This is a genomic window from Olsenella porci (assembly GCF_009695875.1).
Taxonomy (GTDB): Bacteria; Actinomycetota; Coriobacteriia; order Coriobacteriales; family Atopobiaceae; genus Olsenella_H; species Olsenella_H porci.
This window is the reverse complement of the sequence record NZ_VUNC01000001.1, coordinates 249804-266356: the sequence shown is the minus strand read 5'-3', so window position 1 is coordinate 266356 and position 16553 is coordinate 249804. Positions and strand designations below refer to the sequence as shown.

At 62.9% G+C, this 16553-nt stretch carries 9 protein-coding genes; 2 read left to right on the top strand and 7 right to left on the bottom strand.

Features of this window, described 5'->3' with window-relative positions; translation table 11 throughout:
- Positions 1–554: 554 nt before the first annotated feature.
- From FYJ68_RS01160 to glgB, 6 genes are all read right to left on the bottom strand, one after another.
- Positions 555–3863, bottom strand: coding sequence for a 4-alpha-glucanotransferase (locus tag FYJ68_RS01160; protein ID WP_154433485.1), 3309 nt, complete (start codon positions 3861–3863; stop codon positions 555–557).
- A gap of 24 nt (positions 3864–3887) precedes the next feature.
- Positions 3888–5363 (bottom strand): glycogen synthase GlgA, encoded by a 1476-nt coding sequence (gene glgA / locus FYJ68_RS01155; RefSeq protein ID WP_154433484.1) that lies wholly within the window; start codon positions 5361–5363, stop codon positions 3888–3890.
- Positions 5364–5372: 9 nt separating this feature from the next.
- On the bottom strand, positions 5373–6467 hold the full coding sequence (gene glgD, locus FYJ68_RS01150; protein WP_154433483.1) for a glucose-1-phosphate adenylyltransferase subunit GlgD: 1095 nt from the start codon (positions 6465–6467) through the stop codon (positions 5373–5375).
- 2 nt (positions 6468–6469) lie between these two features.
- Positions 6470–7618 (bottom strand): glucose-1-phosphate adenylyltransferase, encoded by a 1149-nt coding sequence (locus tag FYJ68_RS01145; protein ID WP_154433482.1) that lies wholly within the window; start codon positions 7616–7618, stop codon positions 6470–6472.
- A 27-nt stretch (positions 7619–7645) separates the two neighbouring features.
- Positions 7646–10075, bottom strand: a complete 2430-nt coding sequence (locus FYJ68_RS01140) for a glycogen/starch/alpha-glucan phosphorylase (RefSeq protein WP_154433481.1) — start codon at positions 10073–10075, stop codon at positions 7646–7648.
- Between the two features lie 91 nt (positions 10076–10166).
- On the bottom strand, positions 10167–12377 hold the full coding sequence (glgB, locus tag FYJ68_RS01135) for a 1,4-alpha-glucan branching protein GlgB (protein WP_154433480.1): 2211 nt from the start codon (positions 12375–12377) through the stop codon (positions 10167–10169).
- A 220-nt stretch (positions 12378–12597) separates the two neighbouring features.
- On the opposite strand from glgB, the gene nth reads away from it, so the two are divergent.
- A complete protein-coding gene (gene nth, locus FYJ68_RS01130) occupies positions 12598–13311 on the top strand; it encodes an endonuclease III (protein ID WP_154433479.1) in 714 nt (237 codons plus the stop codon).
- A 1-nt stretch (position 13312) separates the two neighbouring features.
- Positions 13313–13615 carry a DUF6485 family protein gene (locus FYJ68_RS01125; RefSeq protein WP_195837666.1) on the top strand — a complete coding sequence of 101 codons (303 nt, stop codon included), beginning with the start codon at positions 13313–13315 and terminating at the stop codon, positions 13613–13615.
- 103 nt (positions 13616–13718) lie between these two features.
- Here FYJ68_RS01125 and FYJ68_RS01120 read toward each other — a convergent pair whose 3' ends face one another.
- Complete coding sequence (locus FYJ68_RS01120; RefSeq protein WP_195837665.1) at positions 13719–16493, bottom strand: C1 family peptidase; 2775 nt, start codon at positions 16491–16493, stop codon at positions 13719–13721.
- Positions 16494–16553 lie beyond the last annotated feature (60 nt).

Below are 16553 nucleotides of genomic sequence, written 5' to 3'. Positions count from 1 at the left end.
CGCGGGGGAAACAAATCTTCGCAAGCTTCTTGGCGAGCCGGGCAGCTGGGTTGAGGGCGATGGGACAGGAGCCTGGAGCCGCCAGCGGCCTTACCCCTCCAGCGCGGGCGATGTTGCCAGGGTTTCTCCTTACCGCGGCGGCATACGTTTCGCGGAGCAGCACTTAACAGCGCTAGCCCTCTTGTGGATTCCGGGACGGGCCGCTTAGAGACGCTAGGCCTCATGTGGGTTTTGAAGCCCGAACGCTTAGCACTGCTAGCCCTCATGGAGGGTCTGGTGCCCAAAACTCGCATGGGGGCTAGGTTTGTTAAGCACCCTGCTGTCAAATCCACAAGGGGGCTAGTCCTTCTAAGCACTTCGCCGCCAGACCCACATGGGGGCCAGGCTCGCTAAGCGGCCCAACCCGCACCGACGGAAACGGCGCCACAACGATACTAAGGGCCCCGGGACGCAGCCGCCTCCGCGCAGTAAACGGAGCCGCAACGACACGGAGGGCCCCGGGACGCCGCCCGAAGCCCTCCGCCAACCCGCGCCATGCGAGTGTCTCACCAGCGCTACGCCCTGCCGCTCTCCTCCGCAAGCTGCCGCAGCAAACCCTGCGACTGCTCCACGTCGGCGAGGTCCGCCTGCCACGACCAGTTGCCAGTCGCCACGCCGGGCACGTTCATCCTGGCAGAGTCATCCAGCATCAGGACGTCCTGGAGAGAAACGATCGCGACGTTCGCGTTGGTGGCAAGCGTGGCGGCGCGCAAACGCTCGGCAAGCTCACGCATCTCCTCCACGCGGGAGTACGACAGTCCCTCTCGCCCAAGACCGTCCTCCACGGCGCCGCCGCCAAAGCGAGACTCGCACCACCCAAGGAGCGTCTGGGTGTCGTGCGTGGAGGTGTAGGCCATCTTGCCCGGCTTGGGGTGGAAGCCCCTTCTCACATCCTCGTCCGCGAACTGGATCACGTCCATGCCCGGGAAGCCGGTCGCCGCCAGCAGCGCACGAACCGCTGGGGTGACCGTTCCAAGGTCCTCCGCGATAAACGGAAGGTCGCCAAACCGCCGCCTCGCCTCGCGGAACAGATCCAGGCCAGGCCCAAAGTTCCACGCCCCCTCAAGGGCGGTCTTGCCCTCGGGAATGGTGTAGTACGACGAGAAGCCCAAGAAGTGGTCCAGGCGCACGTAGTCGTACAGCTCGAACGCGCGCTCAAAGCGGCGCATCCACCAGTCGTAACCGGTGTCGCGCAGCACGTCCCACCTGTAGGTGGGGTTGCCCCACAGCTGGCCGTCGGCCGAGAAGCTGTCGGGCGGACAGCCGGCGCGGAGGGCGGGAGTGCCGTCCGGACCAAGCTCGAAGATCTTGCGCTCGGCCCACACGTCGGCGGAGTCAGCCGAGACGTACATGGGCATGTCGCCTATGAGCTGGATGCCACGCTCATTGGCATAGCGCCGCATCTCGTCCCACTGGCGCTGGAACTCGTACTGCGTGGCACAGACGCGACGCACCTCGCCCCTTAGCTCCTCCCTCGCGGCAAGCTGCGGAGACCACTCGCGGTAGCGCTTTGGCCACTCCTGCCAAGGGGTGCCACCCTCCTGCTTGCGAATGGCCAGGAACGTGGCATATGGCATCAGCCAACGCTCGTTCTTCTCCATAAAGCGACGGAAGCTGGGGGTCTCCTCAAAGTCGGCCCTGAACGACGTGATGCCGTTCTCGATGCCCCACATGAGCTCCCGGTTGCCGGCAAAGGCAGAGAGACCCGCGTACGGCGAGCCAAAGGAGTCGGTTGGGTTGGCAGGAAGCACCTGCCAGTAGTGCTGCTTCCCCGCCGCAAGGTAATCGATGAACCTGCGGGTGGGCTCGCCCAGGGTGCCGTGCCCGCCCGGCTTATCCGGGTTGGGGACGGAGGTGATGTGCGCGAGGACGCCCATGCCGTGGGGCATGGACTGCTGCAGGCGCTGCTCCTCGTGAAAGTACAGAACGGAGGTCCCAAGCGGCCAGAGGAACACCTTGGCGCCGTCGTCGCCCACCTCCGGCACGTTGCCGGTCACGACGTCGTCCACGCACGGGCCCGCCACGGGGACGCTCACGGTGTGGGACTTCTTGAGGCTTGCGTTCACCAGGACGCAGACCGAGCTCTCGTCGTCACGGCGCCAGAACCCAAACACGTCGTCGCCGATGGCAAAGGGCTCGAAGTCACCGTCCACGAACACGGGGAGCGACTTGCGGATGGCGATGGCATTGCGATAGATGGTCTTGCAGTCCGCATCCTCGTGCCCCCAGGGGAAGGCCGCGCGGCAATACGGGTCGGAGTAGCCCTCCAGGCCCGCCTCGTCCCCATAGTAGACGCAGGGGACGCCAGGCAGCGTCATCTGCAGGAGCGCCGCGCACCACAGGCGGCTGATCGCGAGCGAGCGGTGCCCCTCGTCCAGGCGGAAGCGGTACTTCTCGTCGTCGCTCATCTGGGCCTGCGCCGGCGCGTCCCCCAAAATCGTGAGGAGCCGGATGCGGTCATGGCTGCCCAGCATGTTGAGCGTGGAGTAGAAGTTCTCGCGCGGGTAGTTCTCCTGGAGCGAGCGGAGCGTGGACACAAACTTCGGCGCCCCCGCCTTGTTGGTGAGAAAGTCCTCCAGGGCATGACGCAGGGGGTAGTTCATGGTCGAGTCGAGCTCCGCACCCTGAAAGTACTTGCGCAGCTTGCCGTAGGCGGTCTTGTTGGACGCATCCTCCCACACCTCGCCGATGAGAAGGGCGTCGGGCTTCTCCGCCAGGGCGGCACTCTTGATGTCGGCGATGAAGTCGTCGGACAGCTCGTCCGCCACGTCGAGCCGCCAGCCGCGCGCGCCAAGGCGCAGCCACTTGCGGATGACGCCGTCGTGGCCGCAGATGAGTTCGCGGTACTCGGGGTTGTCCTGGTTGAAGTCGGGCAGGTCGCCCACTCCCCACCAGCTCTGGTACGTGCCGTCGTCGTTGAACTTGAACCAGCTGCGATAGCGTGAGTGTGGGCTCTGGTAGGCCCCCTCGCCACCATAGTTGCCAAAGAAGTCAAAGTAGCGGGAGTCTCGCCCGCAATGGTTGAACACGCCGTCGAGGATGATGGAGATGCCCCTCTCCCCCGCGTCGTGGCACAGGCGGGAGAACGACTCCTCGTCCCCCAGCATGGGGTCGATCCTCAGGAAGTCGGCAGTGTCGTAGCGGTGGTTGGAGGCGGCCTCGAAGATCGGGTTGAGGTAGATGACCGAGACGCCCATGCTCTGAAGGTAGGGGAGCTTCTCCCTCACTCCCTCCAGCGTGCCGCCATAGAAGTCCCAGCTGCGCACCGAACCGTCTGGGTTGCGGTCGTAGCGGGGATAGCGACCCCAGTCGTCGACCAGGACTCGGTCTGGCCCCTTGCGGGGAGCGTCGAGCGAGTCGTGCACGCGGCCCTCCCAGTCGTCCCCGCGCGCAAAGCGATCAGGAAAGATCTGGTAGGCGATGCCACCCTTGAACCATTCGGGCATCACCGTGCGCTGGCGCTGGTACACCGTAATCTGGAACGAGGGGGGCTCGCCGTAGGCAAACGCGCCCTCGCCGCAGCCGTGCTCGCAGGCGGCGCCATAGCGCCATACGGCACCGTCGGCAGCGGTGATCAGAAACGAGTACCAGATCACCTCCGGCTCGCTCGGTGTGAAGTGTGCAGAGAAGTGCAGGTGGTCGTCCTCCCACTCCCCCGTCATGGGAAGAAGAATCTCCCCGCGCTCGTCAATCCATATGCGCAGTTGCGCTGTTGCCTCCGGCTCGTCCCACACGTCGATGGACAGCACGACGGCGCCGCCCGCGGGGGCGGCGCCGAAGGGGGTCCGGTAACGCGCGTCGGAGGTGATGTGCCTTGCTCTCAAGCGGGCCGCCTGCCTCTTCTGCTCTTATCGGTCAATCTCTGGGTGAAGGTCGTGATAGATGCCAAGGTACTCGTCGGCCGCCCTGTCCCAGCTAAAGTCCGCCTCCATTGCCTGACGCTGTAGCTTAGCCCATGCGTCATGGTCGGTCCAGAAGACCTCGCATGCGCCGAGCAGGCAGTCCGCCATCTCGTCCGCGTTCATGTTGGCGAAGCGGAAGCCAGTGCCTTCGCCCGTGAACTTGTTGTACGGAACCACGCTGTCCTGCAGGCCACCGGTCTCGCGCACCACGGGAAGCGTGCCGTAGCGCATGGCAATCATCTGGGAGAGGCCACAGGGCTCGAACTCGGACGGCATCAGGAGGATGTCGCCGCCGGCGTACATGCGATGGCTCAGGGCGTTGTCGAACGCGATCCTCGCAGCCATCCTGTCGCCGTACGTCCAGTCAAAGTACTTGAAGGCGTCCTCCTGGTCCTTGTCGCCCGTGCCCAGGATGGCAACCTGGACGCCACGGTCCATGAGTCGGTTCATGGCGTAGCGAACCAGGCCGAGGCCCTTTTGGTTGGTGAGGCGACCGATCATGACCACCAGCGGGCGCGTGGGGTCCTCCGCAAGACCGAGCTCGCGCTGGAGCTCTGCCTTGTCCTGTGCCTTGGGGCCCATGTCGTCCACCGCGTAGCGGTGCGAGATGAGCGGATCGGTCGCAGGGTTCCAGGTATCCACGTCGATGCCGTTGAGGATGCCACGCAGCGAGCTGGAGCGGCGACGGAAGATGGCATCCATCCCCTCGCCGTAGAAGGGCATCTGCAGCTCGCTGGCATAGCTCGGACTCACCGTGGTGATGAGGTCGGAGTACAGGAGCGCGCCCTTCATGTAGTTGACGGAGTCGCGGTCCACGTAGAGCTGGCTGGCGGCCGTGGGATTGTCGGCAAGGCCGAGGATGTCCTGCAGCACCTTGTCGGAGAACTGCCCCTGAAACTTGACGTTGTGCACGGTGAAGATGGTCTTCACGTTGCGGCACGCCAACGATCCCTGGTAGAACTCGCGGAGAAACACGGGGGCCATCGCGGTCTGCCAGTCGTTGCACTGGAGGATGTCCACCTGGAGCTCGGGGACGTTCTGGATCGCCTCGCAGATCGCCTTGGAGAAGAACGCGTAGCGCTCCCCGTCGTCGAAGTAGCCGTAGATGCCGTCACGCTTGAAGTACGCCTCGTTGTCCACGAAGTAGAACGTGACGCCCTTGTAGGTGAGCTTCTCGATTCCGCAGTACACGTTGCGCCAGGCGAGGGGCACGTAGAACTCCGCTACGTGCCTCATCTGGTCCTGGTACTCATGCGGAATGCTGCCATACTTGGGCAGGATCACCGATACGTCCGCGCCAGCCGCGTTGAGGGCGCGCGGGAGGGACCCCGCGACGTCGCCCAGGCCACCCGTCTTGACAAACGGGACGGCCTCCGACGCCGCGAAGAGCACCCTCATCTTCCTGCTATCCCTATAAGACATTTTGTTTCCCTAGTCCGCGGCCTTCTCCTTGATGAACAGGTCATCGGGCGTCCCGCGAAGCTCGGTTCCGGCAGGGACCACGTTGTTGCGGTCGACAATGGCGTTCTCAACGCGAGCACCGCTCTTGATGACGCAGGACTGCATCACGATGGAGTTGTTGACCGTGGCTCCGCTCTCCACCACGACGCTGCGGCCGAGGATGGAGTTGGTAACCGTGCCATAGATGCGGCAGCTGCCGCTGACCGCGGAGTTGCTCACATGCGACCCAGACTCGAACTTGGCAGGCGCGTTATCGTGCGCCTTGGTCATGATCGGCCTCTCCGCGGGGAAGAGCTCCGCCGTGACCTTGGGGTCGAGCATCTGCATGTTGGAGCGGAAGTACGCGTCCTTGTTGAAGATGGGCTCGGCATAGCCGTCAAAGCGATAGGTGCGAACGTCCACGCGACCGTAGTCGCCCGACAGGGCCTCGAACAGGTCGAGGTAGTCGTTCTGCTCGTACCAGTCGAGGAGGTTGAGCAGGAACTCGCGCCTGACCACGAAGCAGTCGAGAAACGCCTCGTCGCCAAAGGAGACGCCGTGACGGATGCCGTGCACCCTGCCGTCGTCGACCACGAACCCGGTAACGTCCACGTCCTTCTCGGTAGCACTCTTGGTCACCACGGTGATGTCCGCACCGCTCTGGCTGTGGACTGCGGTAAGCTGGTTGTAGTCCATGTTGTACACAAAGCTCGCCGAGCTAAGGATGACCAGGTCAGCCGTGCTGCGCTTGAGGTAGACCTTGTTGTGCTCGAGGTCGCGAAGCAGGAAGCGAGAACCCGTGCGGGACGTGCCAAAGGCGGAGCCGGGGAGGATGAAGAGGCCGCCCTTCTTGCGGGAGAGATTCCAGTCACGCCCAGACCCCACGTGGTCGATGAGCGACCGGTAGTTGTAGGGCATGATCAGACCCACGGTGCGAATGCCCGCGTTGGCCATGTTGGAGAGCGCGAAGTCAACCACGCGATAGCGGCCAAGGTATGGGACGGAGGCCACGGGGCGCGTCTCGGAGAGGGCGCTCGGATACTTTGTGGAGTAGTTGGCAGTGACGAGGCCGATGAGCTTCTCCATCGTTACTCCTCCCCCTTTCCGACCACCACGTCGTTGCCAATGACCGCGGTGTCCTTCGTTTGGTCGACGCTGCCAAGGACCACGTTGTCCTCGACCACGCTGTTCTCGCCGAGAATCGCACGCACCACGTGCGCGCCGTCCTTCACCGTTGCGCCGGGCAGGAGGACGGAGTCCTCGACCACGGCCCTCTCGCCCACGTAGGCGGAGGTGGAGACGATGGAGTGCCTGACGCTGCCAAAGATCTGCGCGCCGTTGCCCACCAGGCAGTCGTCTATCGCCCCGTTGGGTCCCACGTACGCGGGAGGCTTGGCGCCGGCGTTGCTCATGATGGGGTTCTCGGCGTCGTACAGGTCGAAGTCGGGCTGCAGGCCAAGCAGGTCCATGCTCGTCTCGTGGTAGCTGGCGATGGTACCGACGTCGCGCCAGAAGCCCTGGAACTCGTAGGTGTACAGGCGCTTGCCGTCGGCAAGGAGCTTGGGGATGATGTTCTTTCCAAAGTCGTGCTCGGAGGTCTGGTCGGTTGCGTCCTCCTTGAGGGTGTCGACCAGCAGCTTTGCGTTGAAGATGTAGATGCCCATCGAGGCGAGGTTGCTGTCGGGCTTGTTGGGCTTCTCGGTGAACTTGAGGATACGCTCGTCGTCATCCTGCGTGATGATGCCAAAGCGCGAGGCGTCCTCCCAGGGCACCGGCATGACTGCGACGGTGAGGTCCGCATTGTGGCGCTTGTGGTTCTCGAGCATCTTCTGGTAGTCCATGCGATACAGCTGGTCGCCAGAGAGGATCAGGACGTAGTCGGGATCGTTCTGCTCGATGAAGCCGATGTTCTGAGTGACCGCGTCCGCCGTTCCCGCATACCAGGCTCCACCGGTCTGCGTGGCGTACGGGGGCAGGATCGAGACCCCGCCGTCGCCCTCGTCCAGGTTCCACGCCGCACCGCTGCCGATGTAGGAGTGCAGCAGGTACGGCCTGTACTGGGTGAGGACACCCACCGTGTCAACGCCCGAATTGGCGCAGTTGGAGAGGGCGAAGTCGATAATGCGATACTTTGCGCCGAAGGACACTGCGGGCTTGGCGATGTCACGCGTGAGAACGCCGAGCCTGCTTCCCTGGCCACCGGCAAGAAGCATCGCGATGCATTCCTTCTTGCTCATGAGGAACCCCTTTCGTCAAAAACTCTTCTAATCTCCAATATGCCAAATGTCGTTGGCGTACTCGCGAATGGTTCGGTCACTGGAGAAATATCCCGACCGAGCAGTGTTGAGGACCGCCGACCGGTTCCAGGCCTTGCGGTCGGCGTAGGAGGCGGTCAGCTCCTCCCACGCACTCACGTACGAGTAGAAGTCCTTGAGCACCAGGTCGTGGTCGTTGTTGACCATGAGCTCGTCGCGGATGCTCTCGAAGTTGCCCGAGAGGTGCGCGAGGGTGCCGTCGGTGAGCTCGTCCACGATTCGGCCGAGGCGCGGGCGGTCGGCGTTGTAGGCGTCCCACGCCCAGTACTTGCCGCTCGCGCGGAGGTTCTCGACCTCCTCGGTGCGCAGGCCAAAGATCTTGATGTTGTCTTCTCCCACGAGCTTGCAGATCTCGACGTTGGCGCCATCGTAGGTCCCCAGCGTGATCGCGCCGTTCATCATGAGCTTCATGTTGGAGGTGCCGGACGCCTCGGAGCCCGCCCAGCTGATCTGCTCCGAGATCTCGGCCGCGGGATAGATGAGCTGCGCGCTCGAGACGGCGAAGTTGGGGACGAAGGCGACCCTGATCTTGTCGTTGACGCGAGCGTCGCTGTTCACGACCTCGGCGACCGAGTTGATGAGGCGGATGACCTCCTTGGCAAAGGTGTAGCTCTGCGCCGCCTTGCCCGAGAACACGAACGCGGTGGGCCTGGGCTGAAACGAGGAGTCAGAGATGATGCGGTTATACAGGTCGAGGATCTTGAACACGTTGAGGAGCTGCCTCTTGTAGGCGTGGAAGCGCTTCACCTGCACATCGAAGACCATCGAGGTGTCGAGCTCGACCCCCGTGGTGTCCGCGATGTACTTGGCGAGTCGGCGCTTGTTCTCGAGCTTTGCCTTCTCGAACTCCTCCAGGAACGACGCATCGTCGGCGTAGGGCTCGAGCTTCTTGAGCTCGTTGGCATCGGATAGCCAACCATCGCCGATGGTGTTGCTGATGAGCCGTGCGTACGACGGGTTGGCGTTGCCAAGGAAGCGACGGTGGCTGATGCCGTTGGTCTTGTTGTTGAACTTCTCGGGCGTGAGCTCGTAGAAGCCGTGCAGGGTCTCCGCCTCGAGGATGCCCGTGTGCAGGGCCGAGACGCCGTTGACGGAGTGCGAGAAGATGACCGAGAGGTTGGCCATCCTAACCTGGCCGTCCCACAGGATCGCGGTCTGGGCGAGAAGGTCCTGCCAGTTGTCGCGATCGTGAGGGAAGCTCTCGCGATAGCGACGGTCGATCTCCTCGATGAACATGTAGGTGCGCGGGAGCAGGGCGCGGAACGTGTTGATGGGCCACTTCTCCAGTGCCTCGGGCATCACGGTGTGGTTGGTGTAGCTAATGGTCTCCTGGGCAATCTTGAAGGCAAGGTCAAAGTCGACGCCCTTGTCGTCGACCAGGATGCGCATGAGCTCGGGCCCACACATGGCGGGATGGGTGTCGTTGGTGTGGATGGCGACGTGCTTGCCAAGGTCCTCCCACTTGGGGCCAAACTTCTTCTCGTACGTGCGAAGGATGGTCTGCAGGCCGGCGGAGACGAACAGGTATTCCTGCTTCAGGCGCAGAATGCGGCCATGCTCGCCGGAGTCGTTGGGATACAGGATCTGCGAGATCGCCTCGACGTCGGAGCGGAACTTCATGGCCTTGGCGTAGTCGCCCGCATTGAACGCGTCGAGGTCAAAGTTCTCCTCGGCGGGCTCGGCACTCCACAGGCGCAGGTTGTTGACCGTCTTTCCGCCATACCCAACGATGGGCACGTCGTACGGGACGGCCTTCACCAGATCGCCGCCCTCCTGGGTGAACCAGTAGCGGCCGTTCTCCTCGTGGCGCACGACGTTACCGCCAAACTGGACGATGACAGCCGACTCGTTCTTGCGCGTCTCCCAAGGGAAGCCGTGCTCGAGCCAGTTGTCCATCTTCTCGACCTGGCGACCTTCCTTGATGACCTGCTTGAACAGGCCGTAGCGGTAGCGCATCCCGTTACCGTTGCCGTTGATCCCCAGCGCAGCCATGGAATCCATGAAGCATGCGGCGAGACGACCGAGACCTCCGTTGCCCAGGCCCGGGTCCACCTCCTGGGAGAGCAGGCGGTCGAGGGGGGTACCAAGATCGTTGCAGCCCTCCTCGACGATGTCGCGAACGCCAAAGTTGAGGAGGTAGTTGTCCAGGAGCGGGCCAATCAGGAACTCGAGGGAGAAGTAGTAGACCTCCTTGCCCTCGGGACGGGCGGCAGCCCTCACGTTCTTCGCCTTGCTCGCCACGAGCGACGCGAGGACGTAGTAACGCTCCTGGTCGTTGAGCTCCTCAAAGCCCTTGCCCGCGAACGTCTCGCATGCATCGCGATACTGGGTGAGGAAATCCTCCTTGCTCTGGAAGATCCTGTTGTTCTTGGCTGTCATTTGCGCGCCTCATTTCGCTAGTCCGACGTGGCGAAAGGCCGTACGACCCCACGCACCTGAAAAGGTTACGTCAAAATCCATGGGGTCGGTGTTAGCTCTTTTCCCTCCCCGTCGCACTTGGCTTGGAGCCCCTCTGCGAGGGCTTGGCGGCACCTGCGGGAGCCTTTCCCTTGGCTGGGGTGGCACCCTTTGCATTTGGCTTGGCGGACGACGCTCGCTTTGTGCCACGGGAAGAGGAACCCTTTGCCGCTGTGGGCTTGACGGCCTTCTCTGCGGCAGTCTTGCCTGCGCCCTTAGCGGTCCTCGTCGTCTTGGCGGCCTTCGACTTTGGCTTGGTCGCAGCCTTCTTCTTGGCGGGGAGAGGACCGTCGTAGCGCAGCATCAGACCCGCAAGCGGTGGGAGCCTGAGCTCCACCGAGTTGTCACGCATGTTCCAGGGCGTCTCCTGCGAGGCAAAGCGATGGTCGCCGTTGGTAACACCCGACCCGCCAAACTCCTGGCTGTCGGAGTTGAACGCCTCGACCCAATAGCCGCTCATGGGAACCCCCACGCGGAAGTCCTCGTGCGGGTTGACGTCAAAGTTGATGAGAACGACAAGGGTGTCCTTGGGGTCGTCCCCCTTGCGCACAAACGAGATGACCGACTGCTCGCTGTTGTCGGCGTCTATCCACTCAAATCCCTCGTTGGTGTAGGAGTTCTGCCACAGGGCGGGGTGCTCGTTGTAGAAGTGGTTGAGCGCCGCCACGTAGTGCTGGAAGTGGGCGTGGCTCTCGTACTGCTCGGTGAGGAAGTACTGGATTCCCTCGTAGTAGCGCCACTCGATGAACTGGGCTATCTCGTTGCCCATGAAGTTGAGCTTGCCGCCAGAGTGCGTCATCTGATACAGCGCGAGCGAGCGCATGCCGGCAAACTGACGCCAGTAGTCACCCGGCTGACGGGTGATGAGCGAGCACTTGCCGTGCACGACCTCGTCGTGCGAGAGGGGCAGGACAAAGTTCTCGTTGAACTGGTACATGGTCGAGAACGTGAGGAGCCGGTGGTTGCCCGGGCGGAACGGGAAGTCGGTCTGCATGTAGTGCAGCGTGTCGTTCATCCAGCCCATGTCCCACTTGAAGTGGAAGCCGAGGCCGCCGTCCTTGGGCGGGTACGTCACGAGCGGCCAAGCGGTGGACTCCTCGGCAATCATCATCACGTCGGGGTAATACTTCTCAACGGCCTCGTTGCACGCCTGGACAAACTTGATGGCAACCAGGTCCTCCTCGGTCCCCTTCTCGTTGAACTTCTTCTGGCTGGGGTCGTCCACGCCAAAGTTGAGGTAGAGCATGCTGGTGACGCCGTCCATGCGGACGCCATCGGCGTGGTACACGCCCACCCAGTAGAGCAGGTTGCTCACCAGGAAGGTCTGCACCTCTCGCCTGCCCAGGTCAAACTTGAAGGTACCCCAGTTGGGGTGCTCCTCCTTCTCGTAGAGCTTTTCGCCGTTGAAATGCACCAGGCCGTGCTCGTCGCGGCAGAAGCCACCCGGGACCCAGTCCAGGATCACGCCGATGCCGGCCTTGTGACAGGCGTCGACAAAGTGCATGAATTGCTTGGGGTTGCCATAGCGCGAGGTGGGAGCATAGTACCCGGTCACCTGATAGCCCCACGAGCCATCAAATGGATGCTCCATCACGGGGAGCACCTCGATGTGCGAGTAGCCCATCTTCTTGACGTAGTCCACGAGCTGCTCGGAGAGCTCGTCGTAGGTGAGGTAGCTGCCGCTGTGCTCGTCGGAGTCGGGATCTCCGTTGCCCGCAAGGTCGTCGTCGTGGCGCTTCCAGCTGCCAAGGTGGACCTCGAAGATGTTGAGCGGGCTCTTCATCATGTCACGAGACGCACGCGCCTTGAGGTACTTGGCGTCCCCCCACTTGTAGCCCTCGAGGTTCGTGGTCCTCGACGCGGTCCCCGGCGGGCACTCGGCGTAGAACGCGTAGGGATCCGCCTTGTAGAGCAGATCCCCGCGACCGGTCTCTATCACATACTTGTAGAGCTGGCCCTCGGTGACCCCCGGGACGAAGCCTTCCCACACCCCGCCCGTGGGTGTGTGGTCCAGGAAGTTCGCCTCGATATCCCAGTCGTTGAAGTCGCCAATGACCCTTACGCTCTTGACGTCCGGGGCCCAGACGGAGAAGTGGAAGCCATCCACCCCATCGCGGGTGGCAGGATGTGCGCCCATCTTCTCGTAGCTGCGATACCAGGATCCCTGCCCCATGAGGTACAGGTCATCCTTTGTGAGTGACAGCTCGGAGTCGCTTACGGCCATGCTCTTCCTCCCACCTCTGGCACCAGGCGCCGGGGCATCTGGTTTTGAACGCGAGTGAAAAACTTCACAAAGCAACCATATACTATTGCAGGCACATGACGGGGCCGCCTGCGTTCGATAGACGGTGCACCGTTCTCGATGAGATGCACCCCACAGGCAGCCTCCGTGCGTCACCCGCCTTTTGGGATGTCCGAAACGTCGCTCGAACCAGGAGGGGCCTATGCCAAGGGAGTCACTCAAGTCAAAGCGCGAGCGCGGCATAGAGGTCTGCCGGCGCATGCAGGAGATGTATCCCAACGTTAAGAGCGCCCTGCACTTTGACAGCCCCTTCACCCTCGTGATCTGCGTCCTCCTGTCTGCCCAGACCACGGACGCCGCGGTGAACAGGGTCACGCCCGAGCTGTTTCACCGCTGGCCCGACCCCGAGTCCATGGCAGCGGCAGACGTAAGCGAGATCGAGGAGGTCATCCACCCCCTGGGATTCTTCCGTACCAAGGCGCGTCACTGCGTCGAGTGCGCGCAGGTCATCGTCTCGGACTTTGGGGGTGAGGTTCCGGGAACCATGGAAGAGCTGGTAACCCTCCCGGGCGTAGGGAGAAAGACCGCCAACATCGTCCTCAACAAGGCCTTTGGGGTCGTGGATGGCATCGCCGTCGACACCCATGTGTACCGCATCGCGAGCAGGCTCAAGCTGGTGAGCGCCCCAACGCCCGCACAGGCGGAGCCACAGTTACTCAAGGTGCTGCCACGCGAGCTGTGGGGACCGGTCAATGAGCAATGGATCCACTTTGGGCGAGAGGTGTGCACCTCCCAGCACCCCAAGTGCGACACCTGCCAGCTCGTTGACATCTGCCCCAGCGCGTTCAAGGCCAACGGCAAACCCAACGCACGCAGGCCAAGGCGGACGGGCGCAGGCGAGCGAAAGGACAAGTAGCATGCCCCACTTCTGTACGTGCGACGACCACGACTGCCCCCTCAACCCCAACAACCCCAAGAACTTCGCCGCGGGGCGTGGCTGCGACCGCTGCATCCAAAAGAACATCGCGCTGGGCGAGATACCCTCGTGCATCTTCAACGCACTTGGCCCGACCGAGGGATGGGACGACTGGTCCGTGGAGGGGTTCGCACGCTTCGTGGCACTGCATCCACGCGACGAGGAGACCCGTCGCCTCTGCCACCAGAAGGCAGCCGCCTTCGACCAGGCACACTCAGGCCACCCCGGGAACCAAGCGGACTGATCGACCTTGGAACGGAGGCGGGGCGAGAGGAACTTGGCCCTCTCGCCCCGCCTCGTTTATTCCGCGTGACAGCGGAATCAGGAGCGGACCTCGCCCAGGCCCTCTACTCCTGACCGCGGCGACGGACTAGGCAGCCAACCGAGAGAAGCGCGGTGGCAAGGGCCCCAAGCGCGACGGGGGCGTTTGAGGTGACATCCCCCGTCTGGGGAAGCGCGGCCTCACCATCGCTTACTGGGCGGACGGAGGCAGTCCTTGCAACCGCAACAGGCTCGGCGCCCTCGACGGACGTCTTGCCAGACGCCTCCTCGACATGGACGACGATGCCAGGCTCCTCCTCGCCGCCGTTGGCAGGAACGGGAAGGAGGCCATTGCAGGTGAATGCCTTCACCAGGGCATTGCCAAACTCAAAGACGTTGCCGCCGAAGAACGCCTCCGACAGCTGCTGCGGGGTAATCCAACGGTATCCGGCTTTCGTAAGAATCTTGATGAACGTCTCCCCCGGGTTTGCCTTGACGGTGGTCCAGAGGTACCCCATTGCACGGCCCTTGCTCTCGAGGTCGTCGGGATACGGGAACTGCGCCTTCTGCGCCATACCGGTCTCGAGGTTGATGAGGGAGCTCACGCCATCCGGGGCACCGGGGGTGCCGTCCTGGCAGGTGATGTTCTCCACGATGGCAAAGAGCTGCCCCGCCTTGAGCTGGATGGGCTTTATGAGGTCCACCGTGTGCATCCCAGCTATCAGGGCATCGTAGTCCATGGAGAGGACGGGGCCGCCGTCATTTGTGGGGTCGCTGTCCCTAAGACCATCCTCGTTCACCAGGTAGACGAGTATCTTTGCGTGCGACTGCGGCTGGCTCGTGTGCACCGAGACCGCCTTTAGGATCTCGTCGCCCTTGGCCTTGAACACGTTCGAGACCCAGGTGCCGCCATCCGCCGTCTTGAACACGAACGGTGACTGCGACTCGTTGATGAGGTGGTCGTAGGAGTAGTTGTTGTCGTACTTGAACTTGCCATCCTTGGGAAGGTCCACGCTAAAGAACGACGGCGAGTTGATCGAGTGGTCATAGTACGAGAGCCAGAAGTAACCAGTTGGCAGCCCCGTCGTTGGATCGGGAAGCCCCCATCCAAGATGCTTTGCCCGCACCTCGTCCTCGCTCAGACCAAAGTTCTTCATGTACCACTCCGCAGAGCCCCAGCTGTTCTTGATCAGCCATGCCCCGGGCTTAAGGCTACTGATGTCGTTCTTTCCGGCTCGGAAGTTGTTGGGGTCAAAGTTGTCATCCCAGCCGACGATGGTGACTGCATGGGTAATCTCGATGTTGGTGGCATCGCAGTACTGTGCCCAGGAATCGTAGTTGAAGTAGTCCCCGTTACTCTTTCCAGGGTCGCGCGACGTATCCGCCCCGTAGCCAATCTGAACTGCCCCGTACTTGAGGATCGCCTGCTTGATGAGGTCGTTGGCCGTTGGGTCATAGCCCTTCCAGACGATGTGGTCCTTCTTGTCCATGGCAAGCACGTTGGGGTCGGGGAGGTAGTAGACCCCGTCGACGTGCGCCGAGGGGGCGCCATTATCCTTCGAGACATTCCACTCGCCCATGTGGTCGTACTTCTTCTTGAACTCCTCGTAGGTCTTGGGAACCCCCTGCGGCCAGTACGCCTGCTCCGCCTCGGTCGCCATGCCCTGCCAGGAGCCAAAGAGCGTCTCTGCCATCGTTGCCCAACCACCACAGTTCAGCCGGTCGGAGAGGTTGGTGTCGCAGGGCAGGACGTCGATGATTCCCTCGCCCTTCTGCGACCCCATGGACTGAAGGTCGTACGCCATCCACGCCAGGTAGAGCTCAGACAGGTCCACTCCCTTGTCGTCGAGCCCCGAGAGAATCGGCTTGACGTGGTCGTCGGGGTTTACGACCGGGGTGGCACCGGTCTGCGCCTTTAGGATGGCGCTCTCCAGTGCCGAGATGGACGCAAAGGACCAGCAGGTCCCCCAGGGGCTCTGGTTCTTCACGGACGTGGCAAGCCCGACATTGTTGAGGTAGTACTGGGTGATCTTCGCGACGTCGAGGTTGGTGTCGATCGAATCGAGGCGCTTTCCGTGCCCGTTGGCGATTATCTGGGTCGCCCCGGTGATCTGGATTCCACCGTTGTGGGAGTCGCCCAGGTCTCCAGTCTCCAAGTCAAAGTCGAACGCCTTGTAGTCGGCCATCCACTTGAGGTAGTCCTTCCAGTCCTGCGCGTCAGTCTTTCCGTCACCGTTGAAGTCAAACACGATCTTGGTACCAAGGGAGTCTGCCTCCTTGCCGGTAACGGCCTCCTCAAGCGACTGTCCCTCCGGGTCGGCTGCGGCAGAGGGGTTTGAGGGCGAGAGGGGCGCCTCGCCCTTGGTGGCATCTGCCTCGCTGCCCGCTACCTCCGTTCCCTGGGCGGGCTGGGAGGGAACGGCCTCCTGGGGCTCGTCAGCGGCAGTAGCGCCCTCCCCGGGCTTGCCAGCCTCTCCCTCCGCAGGAGCCCCCTCGTCCTGGGACTCGTTCGAGGGAGCAACGGCGCCCTCATCCTGATTTACAACGGATGGATCATGAGCCTCCTCTACAGGCGTCGAGCTAGTAGGCGTGGGATCGGAGAGACTCTCCGCAGGCTCCTCCTGGACAACAGCCTCGGTCGAAGGCTCAGGCGACGCCTCCGGCGGGGCGACTTGCGCAACCACCTCAATCGCGGGCTGCTCCGCCGGCAGCACCTGCACCTCCTCTGCGCGGGCTACTGCTGGCGCGGCGACGCTCGCCGCGATTGCCGCAGCGACGATTGCGACGAGCGTCCTCCTCTTCGACCAGGCGCGGTGTGCCGACTTTGCATCGAGCACCTTGAGGGTCCACTTCTTCTCCATGCTTCCTCCCATGTCGTCAAATTGATGCACCAACCACAAGGGGCGAGGACCCGGGAACCT